Here is a 15,731-nt window from a genome sequence, read left to right on the forward strand (position 1 = left end):
GCGGGTTCGTATCGGGCAGGAGTTGAGATGGCCGGATTCTTCAGAAAATTGATGCCGAGGCGTTTTCGCAGGGACGGGATTGCGATTCCGACCATCCGGCTTCACGGCACCATCATGTCCGGGGGCGGGCAGTTCCGCCCGGTCCTCAATCTTGCCACCGTCGCGCCTCTTCTCGAAAAGGCCTTCTCCGTCAAGGAGGCACCGGCCGTCGCCATCTCCGTCAATTCGCCCGGCGGCTCGCCCGTCCAGTCCCGGCTGATCTATCAGCGCATCCGCGACCTGGCGGATGAGAAGAAGAAGCGCGTGCTGATCTTCGTCGAGGACGTCGCTGCCTCGGGTGGCTACATGATCGCGCTCGCCGGGGACGAGATCATCGCCGATCCGAGCTCGATCGTCGGCTCGATCGGTGTCGTGTCCGGCGGCTTCGGCTTTCCGGAACTCCTGAAGAAGGTCGGCGTCGAACGGCGCGTCTACACCGCCGGCGAGAACAAGGTCGTGCTCGACCCGTTCCAGCCGGAAAAAGAACGTGACGTCGAGTTCCTCAAGAGCCTACAGCTGGACATCCACGATACCTTCATCCAACTGGTCAAGGCCCGCCGCGGCTCGATGCTCGCCGACCATCCCGATATCTTCTCAGGCCTGTTCTGGACGGGCCGACGCGGCCAGGAGCTGGGCCTCGTCGATGCTCTCGGCGACATGCGCGGCGAAGTGAAGCGGCGCTACGGCGAGAAGGCCCGCCTCGAGCTGATCCAGCCGAGCCGCAGTCTCTTCGGACGCCGGCAGCCCGGTGCGGCGGTGGGCGGATCGATCGCCGCACCGCTGGCGGCCTCTGCCGCTGCAGGTCTGCTGGAAGCGATCGAGGAAAGGGCGCTTTGGGCGCGCTTCGGCCTGTGAGACAATGGCAGCTGCCTACAGCGCCGTGCAGTCGCTTGGGGGCATCCGGTCTGGTCAGGCGCGCAAGGCCGCTGTAACAAAAGGGTGCTGCATCTCCTGTCCGGCAATCCCGTCTGATCCAAGGAGGAGCAGAGGAGAAACCATGCCGCAGATCATTCTGCTCTTGATCGTCGCCCTCATTGCCTGGATCGGCTATCGCAAGTTCATCGCCGATGCCCAAAAGGTGACGCGTCACCAGGAACGCTTGCGCCGGGAGCGCGAAACCGGCGCCAACGGGACGCTCGTCAAGGATCCGAAAACCGGAGAGTATCGCCTGAAGCGCGAGGACGAGTGACGTCCGCCGAACTGGTCGGTTTGTGGATCGGCCAAGGCGCTTGACCCTTGCCCTGCGGCATGGCACCTGTCCCGGCAAGATTTCGAAGAATTCGGACGTGATCTCATGACCACCGCCTCCCTGCCGGACCACATGAACCCGAAGCGGTCCTTCCAGGCCCTGATCCTGACGCTGCACAGTTATTGGGCCGACAAGGGCTGCGCCGTGCTGCAGCCCTACGACATGGAGGTCGGTGCGGGCACGTTCCATCCGGCGACGACGCTGCGTGCGCTGGGGCCGAAGCCGTGGCGCGCTGCCTACGTCCAGCCGTCGCGCCGCCCGACCGACGGCCGCTACGGCGAGAACCCCAACCGGCTCCAGCACTACTATCAGTACCAGGTGCTTCTGAAGCCGAATCCGTCCAACCTGCAGGAACTCTATCTCGGTTCGCTGGAAGCGATCGGCCTCGATCCGCTGCTGCACGATATCCGGTTCGTCGAGGACGACTGGGAAAGCCCGACGCTCGGCGCCTGGGGGCTTGGCTGGGAGTGTTGGTGCGACGGCATGGAAGTCTCGCAGTTTACCTACTTCCAGCAGGTCTGCGGCATCGAGTGCTCCCCGGTTTCCGGCGAGTTGACCTATGGTCTCGAACGCCTGGCGATGTATGTCCAGGGCGTCGACAATGTCTACGACTTGAACTTCAACGGCCGCGAGGGTGCGGAGAAGATCACCTATGGCGACGTGTTCCTGCAGGCGGAGCAGGAATATTCACGGCATAATTTCGAGTATGCCAACACGGCGATGCTGCATCAGCACTTCGTCGACGCCGAAAAGGAGTGCCTGGCGCTGCTCGCCGCCGGCGCGCCGGGCGACGCCAGCAACAACCGCCTGCACAAATGCGTTCTTCCCGCCTATGACCAGTGCATCAAGGCGAGCCACGTCTTCAATCTTCTGGATGCCCGCGGCGTCATCTCCGTCACCGAACGGCAGAGCTATATCCTGCGGGTGCGCACGCTGGCCAAGGCCTGCGGGGAAGCTTTCCTGCTGACCGATGCAGGCGGCGCGAACGAGACCAGGGACGCGGCCTGATCAAGCGAATCGGATCTTTCTTCCGCACGGGATCGTGGCGTGCGTGTTCGCAGGCGTGTGCGTGCCGGAAGCCGGGAACATATGCTGCATGCAGAAGAATTCGCTGCCTTCGAGCCGCCACATCGGTTCCAGCGTCATGGAGGCGCTGATCGACAATTCGCCGGCATAGATTTGCAGGGCGCGGCGAATGCCGGTTGGCCTCTCGACCGGTGCTGCGCTCGCATGGGCAGTGAAGAGGGCCGTGAAGGCGACAACGTTGATGAGGGTGGCGAGCGAAGTCATGGTCCTGTCTGCATGTTGTGGTTGTTTGATTGTTTGAGTATCGGCCACAAGTGCCGATCGCGCCGTTACCGGCGGAACAGCTCCGCGCTGGCGAAATGGGACCGGCTTCAACGCCTCGATACGGCGGCCGCGATATCGCGGCCAGGAGTACTAACGGTTGAGCGGGTTGATCACGGATGGCTTCGAATCGAAGCGGGGAAAGATATGCTTTTCGCCGGCGCGTCCTGTATCTCGCACGCGGAGTCGGTGCTAACCTCCGGCGGGTTTCGAAGGAGGGCATTTCATGATCGGGCTGGCAATCGGGGTCGCCGTGATCCTTTACCTGGTTTTCGTCTATAACGGCCTCGTCAAGGCGCGTCAGATGGCCGAAGAGGCCTGGTCCGGCATCGACGTGCAGTTGAAGCGCCGCGCCGATCTCATCCCCAACCTGATCGAGACTGTGAAGGGCTATGCGGCTCACGAGAAGTCGACGCTCGAGGAAGTCGTCGCCTTGCGCAACCGGGCCCAGGCCGTCCCCGAGGGCGACATCGCCGCACGGGCCGCCGCCGAAGGGGCACTCTCGCAGGCGCTTGGCCGGCTCTTCGCGCTCGCCGAAGCCTATCCGGATCTGAAGGCCAACGAGAATTTTGTCGAGCTCCAGCGCTCGCTGGAAACGATCGAGGGCGAGATCCAGATGTCGCGCCGCTACTACAACGGTGCTGCCCGCGATCTCAACGTCAAGGTCGAAAGCTTCCCGTCCAACCTGATCGCCGGCACCTTCCGCTTTGCCAAGGCCAGCTATTTCGAGATCACCAACGAAGCGGATCGCGCTGTGCCGTCGGTCAAGTTCTGAGGCGGCACGGAAGAGGAAATCCTGATGAAGCGGCTTCTGGCGGCGCTTGCGTTCGTGCTTATGGTCCTTGCCGCACCGTGCCCGGCTGCGGCGGAAGAGATCATTTCTTCCTACCATTCGGTCATTGATGTGGCCAAGGACGGCACGCTCACGGTCACCGAAACGATCACCGCGAATGTCGAAGGCAACCAGATTCGCCGCGGCATCTATCGTGATTTTCCGCTGACCTTCATCGACCCGGACGGCCGGCGCGTCCGGGTGGATTTCAAGCTCGTCTCCGTCGAACGTGATGGCGAGCAGGAGGAATACCGGACCGAATCGATCAGTGGCGGCATCCGCATCTACACCGGCAATGCCGACGTGTTCCTGCCGCGCGGCGAGCATATATTTCAGCTCACCTATGAGACCAGCCGCCAGATACGCTTCTTCAACGATCACGACGAGCTCTACTGGAACGTGACCGGCACCGAATGGGCGTTCCCGATCGAGGAGGCGACCGCCACCGTTACCTTGCCGGATGGCGTGGTGGCGCAGGCGCTCGACGTCTTTACCGGCGGCTACGGCGCCACCGGCAAGGACGCGCGCGCCGTCGAGGAGGGGGGCGAGATCTTTTTCGCCACGACGCGCCGGCTTCGCCCGCAGGAGGGCCTCACCATCGCGATCAAGTTGCCGAAAGGCAGCATCGATCGGCCGAGTCCCTCGCAGCAGAACATCTGGTGGCTGCGCGACCACCTGGCGGTGGTCATCGCCGGCGCCGGCCTCGTCGCCGTGGGCCTTTATTACGGGCGTGCCTGGGTGCGGGTCGGTCGCGACCCCGCCCGCGGCGTCATGGTGCCGCGCTGGGACCCGCCGGACGGCATTTCGCCGGCGCTGGTCAACTATATCGACAACAAGGGCTTTTCCGGTGAGGGCTGGACTGCGCTCTCGGCCGCGGCGCTCAGTCTCGCGGTGAAGGGATATGTCGTCCTCGACGATCTGAAGAATGCCATCATCGTCTCGGCGACCGGCAAAAGCGGTGGCGAAAAACTTCCGACCGGCGAGGCGGCGCTGATGAAGTCGGTCGAGGCCGCTGGTGGAACGCTCAAAATCGATCGGGCGAACGGCAAGGCGGTTGCCGACGCCGGATCCAGCTTCCGCAGCGCCATGGAGCGCGAGCATCGCGGCAAATACTACCAGGCCAATGTCGGCTACATCACCGGCGGCGTCGTGCTTTCGATCGTAGCGCTGGCAGCGCTTTTCATCTTCGGCGAGCTCGGAGAAGAGACGATTCCTTTCATCGTCGTCCCGGTCTTCGTCGCCGTATTCGTTTCCGGCTTCGCCGTTTCGGTCGGCAAGTCCCTGAGGCGCGGGTCGAGCCTCATGCGCCGCATCATGTCGATCGTCGTGCTGGCCTTCATCGGCTTTGTGCTGGTCGCCGTCTTTTCGAGCATCCTGGCGGTGGTCATGTTCTCGGCAACGGAGCCGGACGACCTGCCGCTGTTCTTCGCGGTCGGCGGCATCGTGCTCGTCAACGGGCTCTTCTATTACCTGATGGGGGCGCCGACACCGCTTGGCACCCGGATGATGGATGGCATTGACGGGCTCCGGCAATATTTGACGCTTGCGGAACAGGATCGTCTGAACATGCAGGGCGTGCCGGAAATGTCGCCGCGGCATTTCGAAACGCTGTTGCCCTATGCCGTCGCGCTCGGCGTCGAAAAGCCCTGGACCGAGACCTTCGATCGCTGGCTGCTGGCGGCAGCCGGGGGTGCGGCAGCCGCCGCCTACCAACCGAGCTGGTACCATGGCGATAGCTTCGGCCCGGGATCCTTCTCCGACACGATCGGTGGCTTCGCCGGATCGATGGCCGACACGATGACCTCTTCGCTGCCGCCTCCGCCCAAGAGTTCGTCCTCCGGCTTTTCGTCCGGTGGCGGCTTTTCCGGTGGCGGTGGCGGTGGCGGTGGTGGCGGCGGCTGGTAGGGGCCGGCCAATTTCCTCGCCGCACTTGATGACATTCTCGCCGGGGCTTGCTAAGTCCCGGGGCCACCCACCGGAACAGAACAAAGTCTCGATTGATGCCCGATCTTCTTATTGAACTGCGCTCAGAGGAAATTCCGGCCCGCATGCAGCGCAAGGCGGCCGGCGATCTGAAGAAGCTCGTAACCGATGCGCTCGTCGAGGCCGGTCTCACCTATGAAGGTGCGCGCGAATATTGGACGCCGCGCCGCCTGACGCTCGACATCCGTGGCCTGAATGCGCGCTCCGCCGATGTCCGCGAGGAGCGCAAGGGGCCGCGCACCGACGCCAACGAGAAGGCGATCGAAGGTTTCCTGCGCGCCGCGGGCCTTTCCTCGATCGGCGATGCCCATGTTCACAGCGACCCGAAGAAGGGCGATTTCTACGTCGCCCACATCGTCAAGCCGGGCAGGGACGCCGAGGACATCGTCGCCGAGGTGATGCCGGCGATCATTCGCGATTTCCCCTGGCCGAAGTCCATGCGCTCCGGTGCAGCCTCCGCCAAGCCGGGCAGCTTGCGTTGGGTGCGGCCCCTGCAATCGATTGTCTGCACCTTCGGCGCCGAAACCGAGGAGACGAGGGTGATCCCCTTCGCGGTCGATGGTATCACCGCTTCGAACATTACCTACGGCCACCGCTTCCACGCACCGGAAGCGATCATGGTCCGCCGCTTCGCCGACTATGCTGACAAGCTCGAAAAGGCGAAGGTCGTGCTCGACGCCGAGCGCCGCAAGGAGATCATCGGCGCGGACGCGCGCAACATCGCCTTCGCCAATGGCCTGGAACTGGTCGAGGACGAGGGGCTGCTCGAGGAAGTGACGGGCCTCGTCGAATGGCCGCGGGTGCTGATGGGGAGCTTCGAGGAGAGCTATCTCGAAATTCCCTCCGAAATCATTCGCCTGACGATCAAGACCAACCAGAAATGCTTCGTGACGCGGCAGCCGGGTGCCGAAACGCTGTCGAACCGCTTCATCCTCGTTTCGAACATCGAGGCCAAGGACGGCGGCAAGGAGATCGTGCATGGCAACGGCAAGGTCGTCCGCGCCCGCCTTTCCGATGCGGCGCATTTCTGGAAACGTGACCAGGGCGATCTGCCAGACCTCGAGACGCTGAAGCCGTCCGCTGAGAAATTCGGGCTCGATCTCGGCAAGCCGCTCGACCAGCGCATGGCGAAGCTCGATGCGCTGAACGTCACCTTCCATGCCAAGCTCGGAACGCAAGGCGAGCGCGTCGCCCGCATCCGCTCGATTGCTCTGGCGCTGGCCGAGGTCACCGGCGCCGACCAGGCCCTGGTCGAACGCTCCGTGGTGCTTGCCAAGGCGGATCTGCGCACCGAGGCGGTTGGCGAGTTTCCCGAGCTGCAGGGCATCATGGGCCACAAATACGCGGTGCTGCAGGGCGAGGACGCGGCGGTCGCCAACGCGATCGAGGATCACTACAAGCCGCAGGGTCCCTCCGATCGCGTACCGACCGATGCCGTGTCGGCCGCGGTCGCGCTCGCCGACAAGCTCGACACGCTCGCCGGCTTCTGGGCAATCGACGAGAAGCCGACCGGCTCGAAGGACCCCTATGCACTGCGCCGCGCCGCACTCGGCGTCATCCGGCTCATTCTCGAGGGCAGGACCCGTCTGCCGCTGCTGCCGTTCTTCGACGTTGCGCTCAAGGCGCTCAGGACGCAGCGGCCCGATCTGACGGGCGATATTGCGGCGGACCTTCTCGCCTTCTTCCATGACCGCCTGAAAGTCTATCTCCGCGATCTCGGGGCGCGCTACGACCTGATCGACGCTGTATTGACGTCGGAGGCCGACGACCTGCTGATGATCGCGCGCCGTGTCGAAGCACTCACCGCTTTCATCACGGCCGAGGAGGGCAAGAACCTGCTTGCCGGCACGAAGCGCGCCACGCAGATTCTCGCGGCCGAAGAGAAGAAAGGCACCGAGGTCGCGGATCAGGTGGACGAGCGGCTCTTCCGGCTCGACGCCGAGCGGACCCTGCACGCCTCGATCAAGCTCGCCTCCGATGATGCGCGCGAAGCGATCGGCAAGGAGGATTTCCGCTCCGCGATGGCAGCGCTCTCCAAATTGCGCGAGCCGGTCGATGTGTTCTTCAACGACGTGCTCGTCAATGACGAGGACAGGGCAATCCGTGCCAATCGCCTGGCGCTCCTGGGGCTGATCCGCTCCGCGACCGGCGAGGTCGCGGATTTTTCGAAGATCTCCGGATAAACGCCGGTTCGGCTGGGGCACCTGTCGACAATCGGCAGGCGCACTCCTATCTCATGGAGCATGACGAGCGATCATCCGAGCGCAGGGGCAGGTGTTATCGACCCTCCGGGCCGTAATGGGCGCGGCGATTGGATTGCCCTTGCCGAGGATGTGATCCCCTTCGAGCGAATCGAAGCATTCTTTGCCGGCCGAGCCTACGAGCCGCATCGGCACGATACCTATGCCGTCGGCCAGACGCTTTCGGGCGTTCAGAGTTTCCGTTACCGCGGCGCCGAGCGCACAAGCCTTCCCGGCAGGACGATGGTCCTGCACCCGGATGAGCTGCATGACGGCCAGGCCGGTGCCGAGGAGGGCTTTCGCTACCGGATGATCTATATTGAGCCAGCCGCTATCCAGGAGGTGCTCGGCGGCCGGCCGCTGCCTTACGTCAGGGGCGGCGTTTCCTCCGATCCGCGCCTGTTCGCCGCGGTTCATGCTCTCTTGCCGGCGACGGATGCCCGGATCGATGCGCTTGAATTCGAGGACGGACTCTTCGAACTTGCCCATGCGCTGCAAGCTGCTGCCGGCGGGCCCGTGAAGGTCGGCGGCGCGCTCGATTATCGCGCTGCCGAACGGGCCCGCCTCTACCTCCATGAACTGCCCGAAGGCACTGTAACGCTGGAGCGTCTCGAGGCGGTCAGTGGCCGGGATCGCTGGGGCCTCAGCCGGGATTTTCGGCGATTGTTCGGAACGAGCCCCTATCGCTATCTGGTGCAGCGGCGCCTCGAGGCGGTGAAGGCCGACCTCAGGCAAGGCGTGCCGGCGGCAGAAGCCGCGCTTGACGCCGGTTTCGCCGATCAGGCGCATATGAGCCGTCACTTCAAGAAAGCCTTTGGCGTCGCGCCGGGGCGATGGCTGCGCATGGCCGGAATGCCTGCGGGGGAGCAAGCCTGAAGCGCCCGCTGCACGATCGTTCAAGACCCGACGAGTGAAAGCGCTGTAATTCCTCCGAAAGCAACTCGAGGAAGCAGCCATGAATCTGTCCAGCCGCACCTACGCCCCGATCAATTTCGCCGACAAGCTGGCGAAATTCGCCGACCAGTGGCAGCCACGGGTGATCGCCGAACTCAATGACTACCAGTTCAAGATCGTCCGCATCGAAGGCGACTTCATCTGGCACGATCATCCGGAAACGGACGAGGCCTTCATCGTTCTCGAGGGCACGCTTCGGATCGATTTTCGCGAGGGCTCCGTGACACTCGGCCCAGGCGAAATGTACGTCGTGCCCAAGGGCGTCGAGCACAAGCCCTTTGCGGCAAGCGAAGTGAAGATGCTGCTCATCGAGCCTGCGGGTACGCTGAACACCGGCCAGGCGGGCGGTGAACGCACTGCTGCGAGCGACGTCTGGATCTGACGAGGGCAGCCTCCATGGTCGGCGACCTCGTCTTTCTGCTGCTTGCGGCCCTGCCGCTGATGGGCAGCCCCGGCCCGGCGACGCTCAGCCTTTGCGGGCATGGCCGCCGCGCACGGCATTTCCCGCAGCCTGCGCTATGCTGCCGGAATCAATGTCGGTACCATAAGTGTGGTTCTGTTGATTGCGACGGGGACGACGGCCATCGTGCGGTCTGCCGGGAATGAAGATGGCGGCGACAGTCATTGGCGGGCTCTACATGCTGTACCTCGCCTTGCGCATTGCGACCGCGCCGCCGGTCGCCGCTGAGCAAGGAACGCATCTTCCGTCATTCCTCGGCGGCTTTGTCTTGGCGATCGCCAATCCGAAGGCCTATGCGGCGATCGGCTCGCTCTATGTGGGAAGCCTGGTAGACGCTCAGCAGGGAACCCGGGCGGCCGTCGGGAGTGTCGTGGTCCTGGCCTTCGTCGCGGTCGCCCTGAACACCACCTGGCTTGCCTTCGGTGCCGCCATCGCAGCGGTCCTTCGTGATCCGAGAAAGGCGCGGATCGCCAACCTTGTCTTCGCACTTCTGCTGCTTGCCTCACTCGTTCCGCTGCTGCTCAGCTGACGCCTTTGCCCTTGAGCGGTTCCGTCCGGCGGTCTATCAACGCGCATGACCGCCAAGATCCTCGTCAGCGCCTGTCTCATGGGCCATGCGGTGCGTTACGATGGCGCCGCGAAACCGCTCTGCCATCCGGCGTTGGAACGTTGGCGCGCGGAAGGGCGGCTCGTGACCCTCTGTCCCGAAATGTCGGCGGGCATGCCGGTTCCGCGGCCGCCGGCGGAGATCGAGGCAGGCAAGACCGGCGCGAGCATCCTTTCCGGCTCCGGCCGCGTCCTCGAAAAGACCGGCAGCGATGTGACGGAGGCATTTCGCCATGGCGCGGAGAACGCGCTTGCTCTCGCACGCGCGACGAACTGTCGTTTCGCGCTGCTGATTGACGGCAGCCCGTCCTGCGGCTCCAGCCTTGTCTATGACGGCAGCTTCAACGGCGAACGCGTTCGGGGCGAGGGTGTCACCGCAGCGCTCCTTCGCCGGAACGGCATCGAGGTCTTTTCCGACCGCGAGGTCGATATGCTGGTAGAGAGGCTTGCCCGCGACGACGAGGCTGCCCCATAAAAGATTACGCCCCTGCTTCTCTCAGGGGCGCAACCTTTCGCCGTTGCAGCGAACACCCATCAGCCTTGAATCCCGGCCGATGGGGCAGGGAACTTTCATTATATGGTGCTAATCCAGACGAAGTTCGAAGCCCGACGGATCAAATTCCTGTGAACCGCTGCCTGCCATAGAGGCGCTCACCGGTTCGGCATGCGACACAATCCCGACAGCCGCAGTCTTTGCCGTCTGGTCGATATCCGCAACCGCGGCGACCGAGGCTTCAGCGGCACCCGCCGACGCTGGATCCGCCTTGATCGCGGCTGCCTTGATCGCTTCCTCGGAAGCCTTGTTGACGAAGACCACCGGCGATCCTCCGAGCCACGCTTCGGTGCGCACCGACTTCATTTCGCCATTGATCTCCTTGACTTCGAGCTTGGCGGTGCCGGGCGCCAACTCGGGCACCACATAGGAGGCCTTCTTCTTGGGCTGCAGCGGCGGGCACTCTGCGCAGGAAATCGTCGCGACGCTGGCATTGACGGCCTGTCCGGACGCTACGTCCTCGACCGACGACGCTGTGGCGGTGCCGGCGGCAAGCGTCAGGGCGGCGGTGATCAGCAGGGAACGCATCGGTTTCTCCTCGAATGTATCGAGAAGGAGAATATGAGGTTTCCCTTACCTTCCCGTCAGGAGAATTGGTAAAGATTGAATGATGCCGCGAATTTGAGCGGTTACGCCTTCTCGCGGGCGACCGCACGCCATCCGATGTCGCGGCGGTAGAAGCCGTTCTCCCAGGAAACGCCGTTCACGCCTGCGTAGGCGGCATCCTTCGCGTCGCTGACGGTCGATCCCATGGCCGTGACGTTCAGCACACGGCCGCCGGTGGCGACGAGGCGACCATCCTTGATCGCCGTGCCGGCATGAAACACCTTGGTGGCGGCCGATGCGTCGGGCAGGGCGGCGATCGGCGTGTTCTTCTCATAGCTTCCCGGATAGCCGCGCGAGGCCATCACGACGGTCAGCGCCGCGTCGTCGTGCCATTCGATCTCTTTTCCGTCGAGCGTGCCCGTCGCTGCCGCGTAAAGCAGCGGCAAGAGGTCGCTCTTCATGCGCATCATCAGGACCTGGCATTCCGGGTCGCCGAAGCGGACATTGTATTCGATGAGTTCCGGTCCTTTGGCGGTGATCATCAGTCCGGCGAAGAACACGCCGGTAAACGGATACCCGCTTTCGGCCATGCCGCGCACGGTCGGCTCGATGATCTCCTGCATCGTCCGTTCGACCATCCCGGCCGTCATCACCGGGGCCGGCGAATAGGCGCCCATCCCGCCGGTGTTCGGCCCCGTGTCGCCGTCGCCGACGCGCTTGTGGTCCTGGGCCGAGGCAAGCGGCAACACGGCTTTGCCGTCCGAAAGGCAGAAAAAGCTTGCTTCCTCGCCATCGAGATAGGCTTCGACGACGACTTCCGCCCCTGCGGCGCCAAAGACGCCGGAGAAACACTCGTCGACGGCGGCAAGCGCCTCGTCGAGGGTCATCGCGACCGTGACGCCCTTGCCGGCGGCGAGCCCGTCCGCCTTGATGACGATCGGCGCACCCTGTTCGCGGATATAGGCTTTCGCCGGTTCGGCTTCGGTGAAACGCTTGTAGGCACCTGTCGGGATTGCGTACTTGGCGCAAAGATCCTTGGTGAAGCCTTTGGAGCCTTCGAGCTGGGCAGCCGCGGCAGAGGGGCCGAAGGTGGCAATGCCGGCGGCCCGCAGCGCGTCGGCGAGGCCGGCGACGAGCGGCGCCTCGGGGCCGACCACCACGAAATCGATCGACTCCCGGCGGCAGAAGTCGACGACGGCTGCGTGGTCATCGATATCGAGCGCGACGATCGTCGCCTCTTCGGCGATGCCGGGATTGCCTGGTGCTGCGTATAGCGCGGTGAGCTGCGGCGACTGCGCGATTTTCCACGCAAGCGCGTGCTCGCGCCCGCCCGATCCGATCAGAAGAACCTTCATTGCCATCCCTGCCGTCTGCGCATTGATGCGCTGCGGTTAGGACGGCAGGCGGGGCAAGGTCAAGGAAAAACCGGCTCCGCGTCCAAGATTCACCGGCGCGCTTCCCGGCTCGAGCTCCGGCGGGCGCTGACGGAGCGCTCGTCGGCGGGACGGTCCTTGACGTGCTGCGCGGTCCGAGTGAGTGCCCAGATCGCCAGGTCGTCGAGCGAGAGCGGCTTGCTGATCAGGTAGCCCTGGAAGCGGTCGCAGCCGGCTGCGGTGAGCATGGCGAGTTTTTCCGGCGTATCGACGCCTTCGCCGATCACCGCCATGTCCTTCGCATGGCAGAGTGCGACGACCGCCTTGAGGACGGAGAGGGAGTGCGAGGCCGTGAGGTTGGTGACCAGCGCCCGGTCCAGCTTGATGGTATCGGCGGCGTAGTCGATGATCTGCTGGATCGAGGTGTAGCCGGCGCCGAAGTCGTCGATCGACAGGCGGAAGCCCTTGTGGCGCAGCTCGTCGATGTTCTGCCTGAGCTGGTCGCTGATCTTGACGGCGAACGTCTCGGTGAGTTCGATGTCGATCGATTGCGGTTCGAGCTGATGGCGGGCCGCGCAATCCGACAGATAGTCGCCGAGCGCGTGCGAATGCAACTCGGCTGAAGAGATGTTGATCGCCAGAACCGTATCCTGCCCGAAGAGTGCCTTCAACTGACCGCAGTCGGACATCGCCTTGTTGATGACCCACCAGTCGATCTTGGTGAAAAGACCGGAGCTTTCGGCGATCGGGACGAATTCGTCCGGCGTAACGGCGCCGAGAATCGGCGAATGCCAGCGCAACAGCGCCTCGCAGCCGGTGACTTGGCCCCGCACGTTGACGATCGGCATGTAGACCAGGCGGAATTGTTCGTCGGGATCGAGCCCGCGCAGTTCCTCCTGGATCTGGCGCAGCCGGGTACGCTTGTCGTGGAGCGCCCGCGAGAAACGGGAGGAGCGGTTCCTGCCGCCGGACTTCGCCTGGTACATGGCCGCATCTGCATTGGAGATCAGTTCGGCGATATTGGTGGCATCATCCGGGCAGATCGCCACGCCGATGCTTGCCGTCACCGGATAGCTCTTGCCGGACACTTCGAAGCCGCCGTCAAACAGGGCGAGAATCGCGTTGGAGATCTCCCGGATCGTGCCTTCGCCCGGGTTGGAGCGCACCAGAACCGCAAATTCGTCGCCGGAAAGGCGGGCGAGGATGGCCGGCTCCAGCTGCCTCCTCCGGGTGATGGCCTCGACCGTCTGGCCAATTCTGACCGCAAGCGTCTTGAGCAGGTCGTCGCCGACATCGTGTCCGTGCTTGTCGTTGACGAATTTGAAATTGTCGATGTCGATGAACAGCAGGCTGCACTTCTCGCCGGAAGCGACGGCTTCTTCGACGACGCCGGCCGCAAGCGCGTTGAAACGTCCGCGGTTGTTGATGCCGGTGAGCGTGTCGGTCCACGAGTTCTGCTGCACGAGCCGCAGGGAATGGGCGGATTGGCCATGAAGCTCGCGGATATTGTGGGTGAGGCGGCCGATCTCGCCCGCTTCGTCCATGTCCCTGATGTCGTCACGCTCGCCGTTCATCACGGCCGTGACGTCGGCGTCGAGACTGGCGATCGGTCCCGTGATGAAGCGCCTGATCAATAGCACGATCAGGAAGATCGAGATCAGGCTCATGGCGAGGGCGCCGCAGGCAAGCAGCACCTTTCGGCGCAATACCTCAGCCTCGAAATAGGCGTCGGGGACGACGATCGTGGCGTAGAGCTGCGTCCCGAGCGGCGTGCCTGCCGAAAGCCTGTCGGTGACGGCAAGCGGCCATGGTTGCAGAACGATGTCGGCGCCATATTCCTTCTTCAAGGCTGCCTGCATTGCAAGGAACCGGTCCGGCAGAACGGCAATCTGCATCAGCAACGCATTGGCCTTGTTGCTCGGCATGGGACGGCCAAAGGTGACCGGATCGACGAAAAGGGAAAAGACGATTCGCGGCCGGTCGCCGGTGGGCTCAAGATAGGTCAAGTCGCTCAGCCGCTTGCCGGCGAGCAACTTTCTCGCAAGATCGCGTTGCGGTTCGTCGATCTCGGCGAAGGGATCCCAACCGTTCTCGTAATAGTACTCGGGCTCTGCTTTCGAGTTGAGGATGGCAAATGAGATGTAGGCTATCGGATCTTCGGATAGCGATTTTATGCTCTCCTGCAGGCGCGCGCCGAGCGCGGTCACACGGTAGCGCTCGTCGGTCTCGGCGACGAATTGGCGCAGAACGTTGCCGTTCAGCAGGGCGTTGAGAAAACTCTTGCTGCGCTGGACCTCGTTCTGGAAAACCGCGCCCGCATGCTCCAGCCGTTGGGAAAGCTTGGCCTTCTCCAGCGCCTGAATGGAGCGCTCCTGGGCGAAATAGACCGAGAGCGCTGCGAGAAGGTAGCCTAGAAGCACTACTGGAAAGATAAGGAAGAGGGCGCGCTTGCTGAGTGTCACTGAAAATTCGCCAATGTGCTGATGATGCGTCGGCGCGCTTGGACCGACTGGATTGAGAGTTCCTGCTGGTACTGGCTTTTCGCCAGGGTCGTGGCCGGCGGATAGATCTCCGGGTCGGATCGCATCGCCTCCGGCAGGAGCTTCAACGCCGCGCTGCTCGTGGTCGGCATGGTCAAGGCCAGGGCATTGGCAGCGGCGCTTTCCGGCGAACCGATGAAATCGAGGAACTCCAGGGCGTGCTGCTTGCGCGGCGAACCGGCGATAACCGAAACGCAGTCGAGCCAGGAAAGTGTCCCTTCCCGGGGGACCGAATATCGCCACAGGCCCGGCTTGCTGACCTTGTCGTTGAGGACGTGCTGATCGCCGCTGTAGCCGAGCGCCATATGGATCTCTTTGCCGGACGTCTGGTCCTGGATGGCGGTGATCACATAATCATAAGTCAATACGGCCGGTGCTTGTGCCTTCAGGAGATCGAAGGCGGCCTTCAGGGTCCCGGTATCGCTGGTATTGATGGACGCGCCGAGCAGCATCAGCGGCGGCACGAAGAGTTCGGTGTGGTCGTCGAACATCGCGACATGCTTCTTGAGCGAAGCCGCAGGGCGCATCAGTTCCTGCCAGGATGTCGGCGGCTCAGCGATGACATCGGAGCGATAGAGAATGCCGACCGTTCCGGAGAAATAGGGAAGTCCAGATCCGGCACAGCGATCTCGCCACTCTGGCGCGTAGTCTGCGAGCGCCGGCAAATTGGCTTCGTTGAGGGTCTCGAGAACGCCTTTCTTGCCGAAAAGATGCGCGCCGTTCTCGTCGACGACGACGAGATCGATGTTGTTGCTCGGATCGGCGAGAACCTCGTCGCGTGCGTCGTCACTGTCGAAATTGATCTGATGGATCGAGACGCCGGTCTTCTGCGTCCAGCGGTCGATGAGGCCCTGGTCGATATAGGCTTCCCAGATCAACAGGTTGAGCGTTTCGGCACGGCTTGCGGCCGCGCAAAGCAATGTCGCCAGGAAGACGGATGTAGCCGCGCGCCTTCTCATTCTCTGCCCCCCGCCAAGAACAACCCCCACTGGCAGACGGTAACCGGCAA

The 15,731-nt window shown here is 63.5% G+C and carries 15 protein-coding genes; 10 read left to right on the forward strand and 5 right to left on the reverse strand.

Annotated features, from left to right (window positions below; all coding sequences use genetic code 11):
• The first annotated feature begins 27 nt into the window (after positions 1-27).
• The 3 genes from NGR_RS13670 to NGR_RS13680 all read left to right on the forward strand — a co-directional run bounded on the left by NGR_RS13670 (position 28) and on the right by NGR_RS13680 (position 2,296).
• Positions 28-894, forward strand: a complete 867-nt coding sequence (locus tag NGR_RS13670) for a S49 family peptidase (protein ID WP_012707042.1) — start codon at positions 28-30, stop codon at positions 892-894.
• 142 nt (positions 895-1,036) lie between these two features.
• Complete coding sequence (locus NGR_RS13675; RefSeq protein ID WP_012707043.1) at positions 1,037-1,228, forward strand: hypothetical protein; 192 nt, start codon at positions 1,037-1,039, stop codon at positions 1,226-1,228.
• 105 nt (positions 1,229-1,333) lie between these two features.
• Positions 1,334-2,296, forward strand: a complete 963-nt coding sequence (locus NGR_RS13680) for a glycine--tRNA ligase subunit alpha (RefSeq protein ID WP_012707044.1) — start codon at positions 1,334-1,336, stop codon at positions 2,294-2,296.
• Here the strand turns inward: NGR_RS13680 and NGR_RS13685 are convergent, their stop codons facing one another.
• Complete coding sequence (locus tag NGR_RS13685) at positions 2,297-2,626, reverse strand: hypothetical protein (protein WP_240545181.1); 330 nt, start codon at positions 2,624-2,626, stop codon at positions 2,297-2,299.
• Between the two features lie 235 nt (positions 2,627-2,861).
• On the opposite strand from NGR_RS13685, the gene NGR_RS13690 reads away from it, so the two are divergent.
• From NGR_RS13690 to NGR_RS13720, 7 genes are all read left to right on the forward strand, one after another.
• Complete coding sequence (locus NGR_RS13690; RefSeq protein ID WP_012707046.1) at positions 2,862-3,410, forward strand: LemA family protein; 549 nt, start codon at positions 2,862-2,864, stop codon at positions 3,408-3,410.
• Between the two features lie 24 nt (positions 3,411-3,434).
• Positions 3,435-5,372: a DUF2207 domain-containing protein gene (locus NGR_RS13695; RefSeq protein WP_012707047.1), complete on the forward strand. Its 1,938-nt coding sequence runs from the start codon at positions 3,435-3,437 to the stop codon at positions 5,370-5,372.
• A 95-nt stretch (positions 5,373-5,467) separates the two neighbouring features.
• Positions 5,468-7,633 carry a glycine--tRNA ligase subunit beta gene (glyS, locus tag NGR_RS13700; protein ID WP_012707048.1) on the forward strand — a complete coding sequence of 722 codons (2,166 nt, stop codon included), beginning with the start codon at positions 5,468-5,470 and terminating at the stop codon, positions 7,631-7,633.
• Positions 7,634-7,693: 60 nt separating this feature from the next.
• Entirely contained in the window at positions 7,694-8,566 is an 873-nt protein-coding gene (locus tag NGR_RS13705; RefSeq protein ID WP_012707049.1) for an AraC family transcriptional regulator, read from the forward strand.
• A gap of 79 nt (positions 8,567-8,645) precedes the next feature.
• Positions 8,646-9,026 (forward strand): cupin domain-containing protein, encoded by a 381-nt coding sequence (locus NGR_RS13710; protein WP_012707050.1) that lies wholly within the window; start codon positions 8,646-8,648, stop codon positions 9,024-9,026.
• Positions 9,027-9,252: 226 nt separating this feature from the next.
• Positions 9,253-9,633, forward strand: coding sequence for a LysE family transporter (locus NGR_RS33110; RefSeq protein ID WP_012707052.1), 381 nt, complete (start codon positions 9,253-9,255; stop codon positions 9,631-9,633).
• 45 nt (positions 9,634-9,678) lie between these two features.
• On the forward strand, positions 9,679-10,185 hold the full coding sequence (locus tag NGR_RS13720) for a DUF523 domain-containing protein (RefSeq protein ID WP_012707053.1): 507 nt from the start codon (positions 9,679-9,681) through the stop codon (positions 10,183-10,185).
• Positions 10,186-10,293: 108 nt separating this feature from the next.
• On the opposite strand, the gene NGR_RS13725 is transcribed toward NGR_RS13720, so the two are convergent.
• The 4 genes from NGR_RS13725 to NGR_RS13740 all read right to left on the reverse strand — a co-directional run bounded on the left by NGR_RS13725 (position 10,294) and on the right by NGR_RS13740 (position 15,681).
• Positions 10,294-10,791, reverse strand: coding sequence for a plant virulence effector HPE1-like domain-containing protein (locus tag NGR_RS13725; RefSeq protein WP_012707054.1), 498 nt, complete (start codon positions 10,789-10,791; stop codon positions 10,294-10,296).
• Positions 10,792-10,892: 101 nt separating this feature from the next.
• Positions 10,893-12,164: a phosphoribosylamine--glycine ligase gene (gene purD / locus NGR_RS13730; RefSeq protein WP_012707055.1), complete on the reverse strand. Its 1,272-nt coding sequence runs from the start codon at positions 12,162-12,164 to the stop codon at positions 10,893-10,895.
• Positions 12,165-12,253: 89 nt separating this feature from the next.
• Entirely contained in the window at positions 12,254-14,644 is a 2,391-nt protein-coding gene (locus NGR_RS13735) for a putative bifunctional diguanylate cyclase/phosphodiesterase (protein WP_164924191.1), read from the reverse strand.
• Positions 14,641-15,681, reverse strand: coding sequence for a polyamine ABC transporter substrate-binding protein (locus tag NGR_RS13740; RefSeq protein WP_012707057.1), 1,041 nt, complete (start codon positions 15,679-15,681; stop codon positions 14,641-14,643). Before NGR_RS13740 ends, NGR_RS13735 begins: the two co-directional genes overlap by 4 nt.
• Positions 15,682-15,731 lie beyond the last annotated feature (50 nt).

This window comes from Sinorhizobium fredii NGR234, from assembly GCF_000018545.1.
GTDB lineage: Bacteria > Pseudomonadota > Alphaproteobacteria > Rhizobiales > Rhizobiaceae > Sinorhizobium > Sinorhizobium fredii_A.

Bases quoted from the DNA above. Each gene is read 5' to 3' on its own strand.
- NGR_RS13670 (WP_012707042.1), top strand. From the start codon at position 28: ATGGCCGGATTCTTCAGAAAATTGATGCCGAGGCGTTTTCGCAGGGAC.
- NGR_RS13675 (WP_012707043.1), top strand. From the start codon at position 1,037: ATGCCGCAGATCATTCTGCTCTTGATCGTCGCCCTCATTGCCTGGATC.
- NGR_RS13680 (WP_012707044.1), top strand. From the start codon at position 1,334: ATGACCACCGCCTCCCTGCCGGACCACATGAACCCGAAGCGGTCCTTC.
- NGR_RS13690 (WP_012707046.1), top strand. From the start codon at position 2,862: ATGATCGGGCTGGCAATCGGGGTCGCCGTGATCCTTTACCTGGTTTTC.
- NGR_RS13695 (WP_012707047.1), top strand. From the start codon at position 3,435: ATGAAGCGGCTTCTGGCGGCGCTTGCGTTCGTGCTTATGGTCCTTGCC.
- glyS (WP_012707048.1), top strand. From the start codon at position 5,468: ATGCCCGATCTTCTTATTGAACTGCGCTCAGAGGAAATTCCGGCCCGC.
- NGR_RS13705 (WP_012707049.1), top strand. From the start codon at position 7,694: ATGACGAGCGATCATCCGAGCGCAGGGGCAGGTGTTATCGACCCTCCG.
- NGR_RS13710 (WP_012707050.1), top strand. From the start codon at position 8,646: ATGAATCTGTCCAGCCGCACCTACGCCCCGATCAATTTCGCCGACAAG.
- NGR_RS33110 (WP_012707052.1), top strand. From the start codon at position 9,253: ATGGCGGCGACAGTCATTGGCGGGCTCTACATGCTGTACCTCGCCTTG.
- NGR_RS13720 (WP_012707053.1), top strand. From the start codon at position 9,679: ATGACCGCCAAGATCCTCGTCAGCGCCTGTCTCATGGGCCATGCGGTG.
- NGR_RS13725 (WP_012707054.1), bottom strand. From the start codon at position 10,791: ATGCGTTCCCTGCTGATCACCGCCGCCCTGACGCTTGCCGCCGGCACC.
- purD (WP_012707055.1), bottom strand. From the start codon at position 12,164: ATGAAGGTTCTTCTGATCGGATCGGGCGGGCGCGAGCACGCGCTTGCG.
- NGR_RS13740 (WP_012707057.1), bottom strand. From the start codon at position 15,681: ATGAGAAGGCGCGCGGCTACATCCGTCTTCCTGGCGACATTGCTTTGC.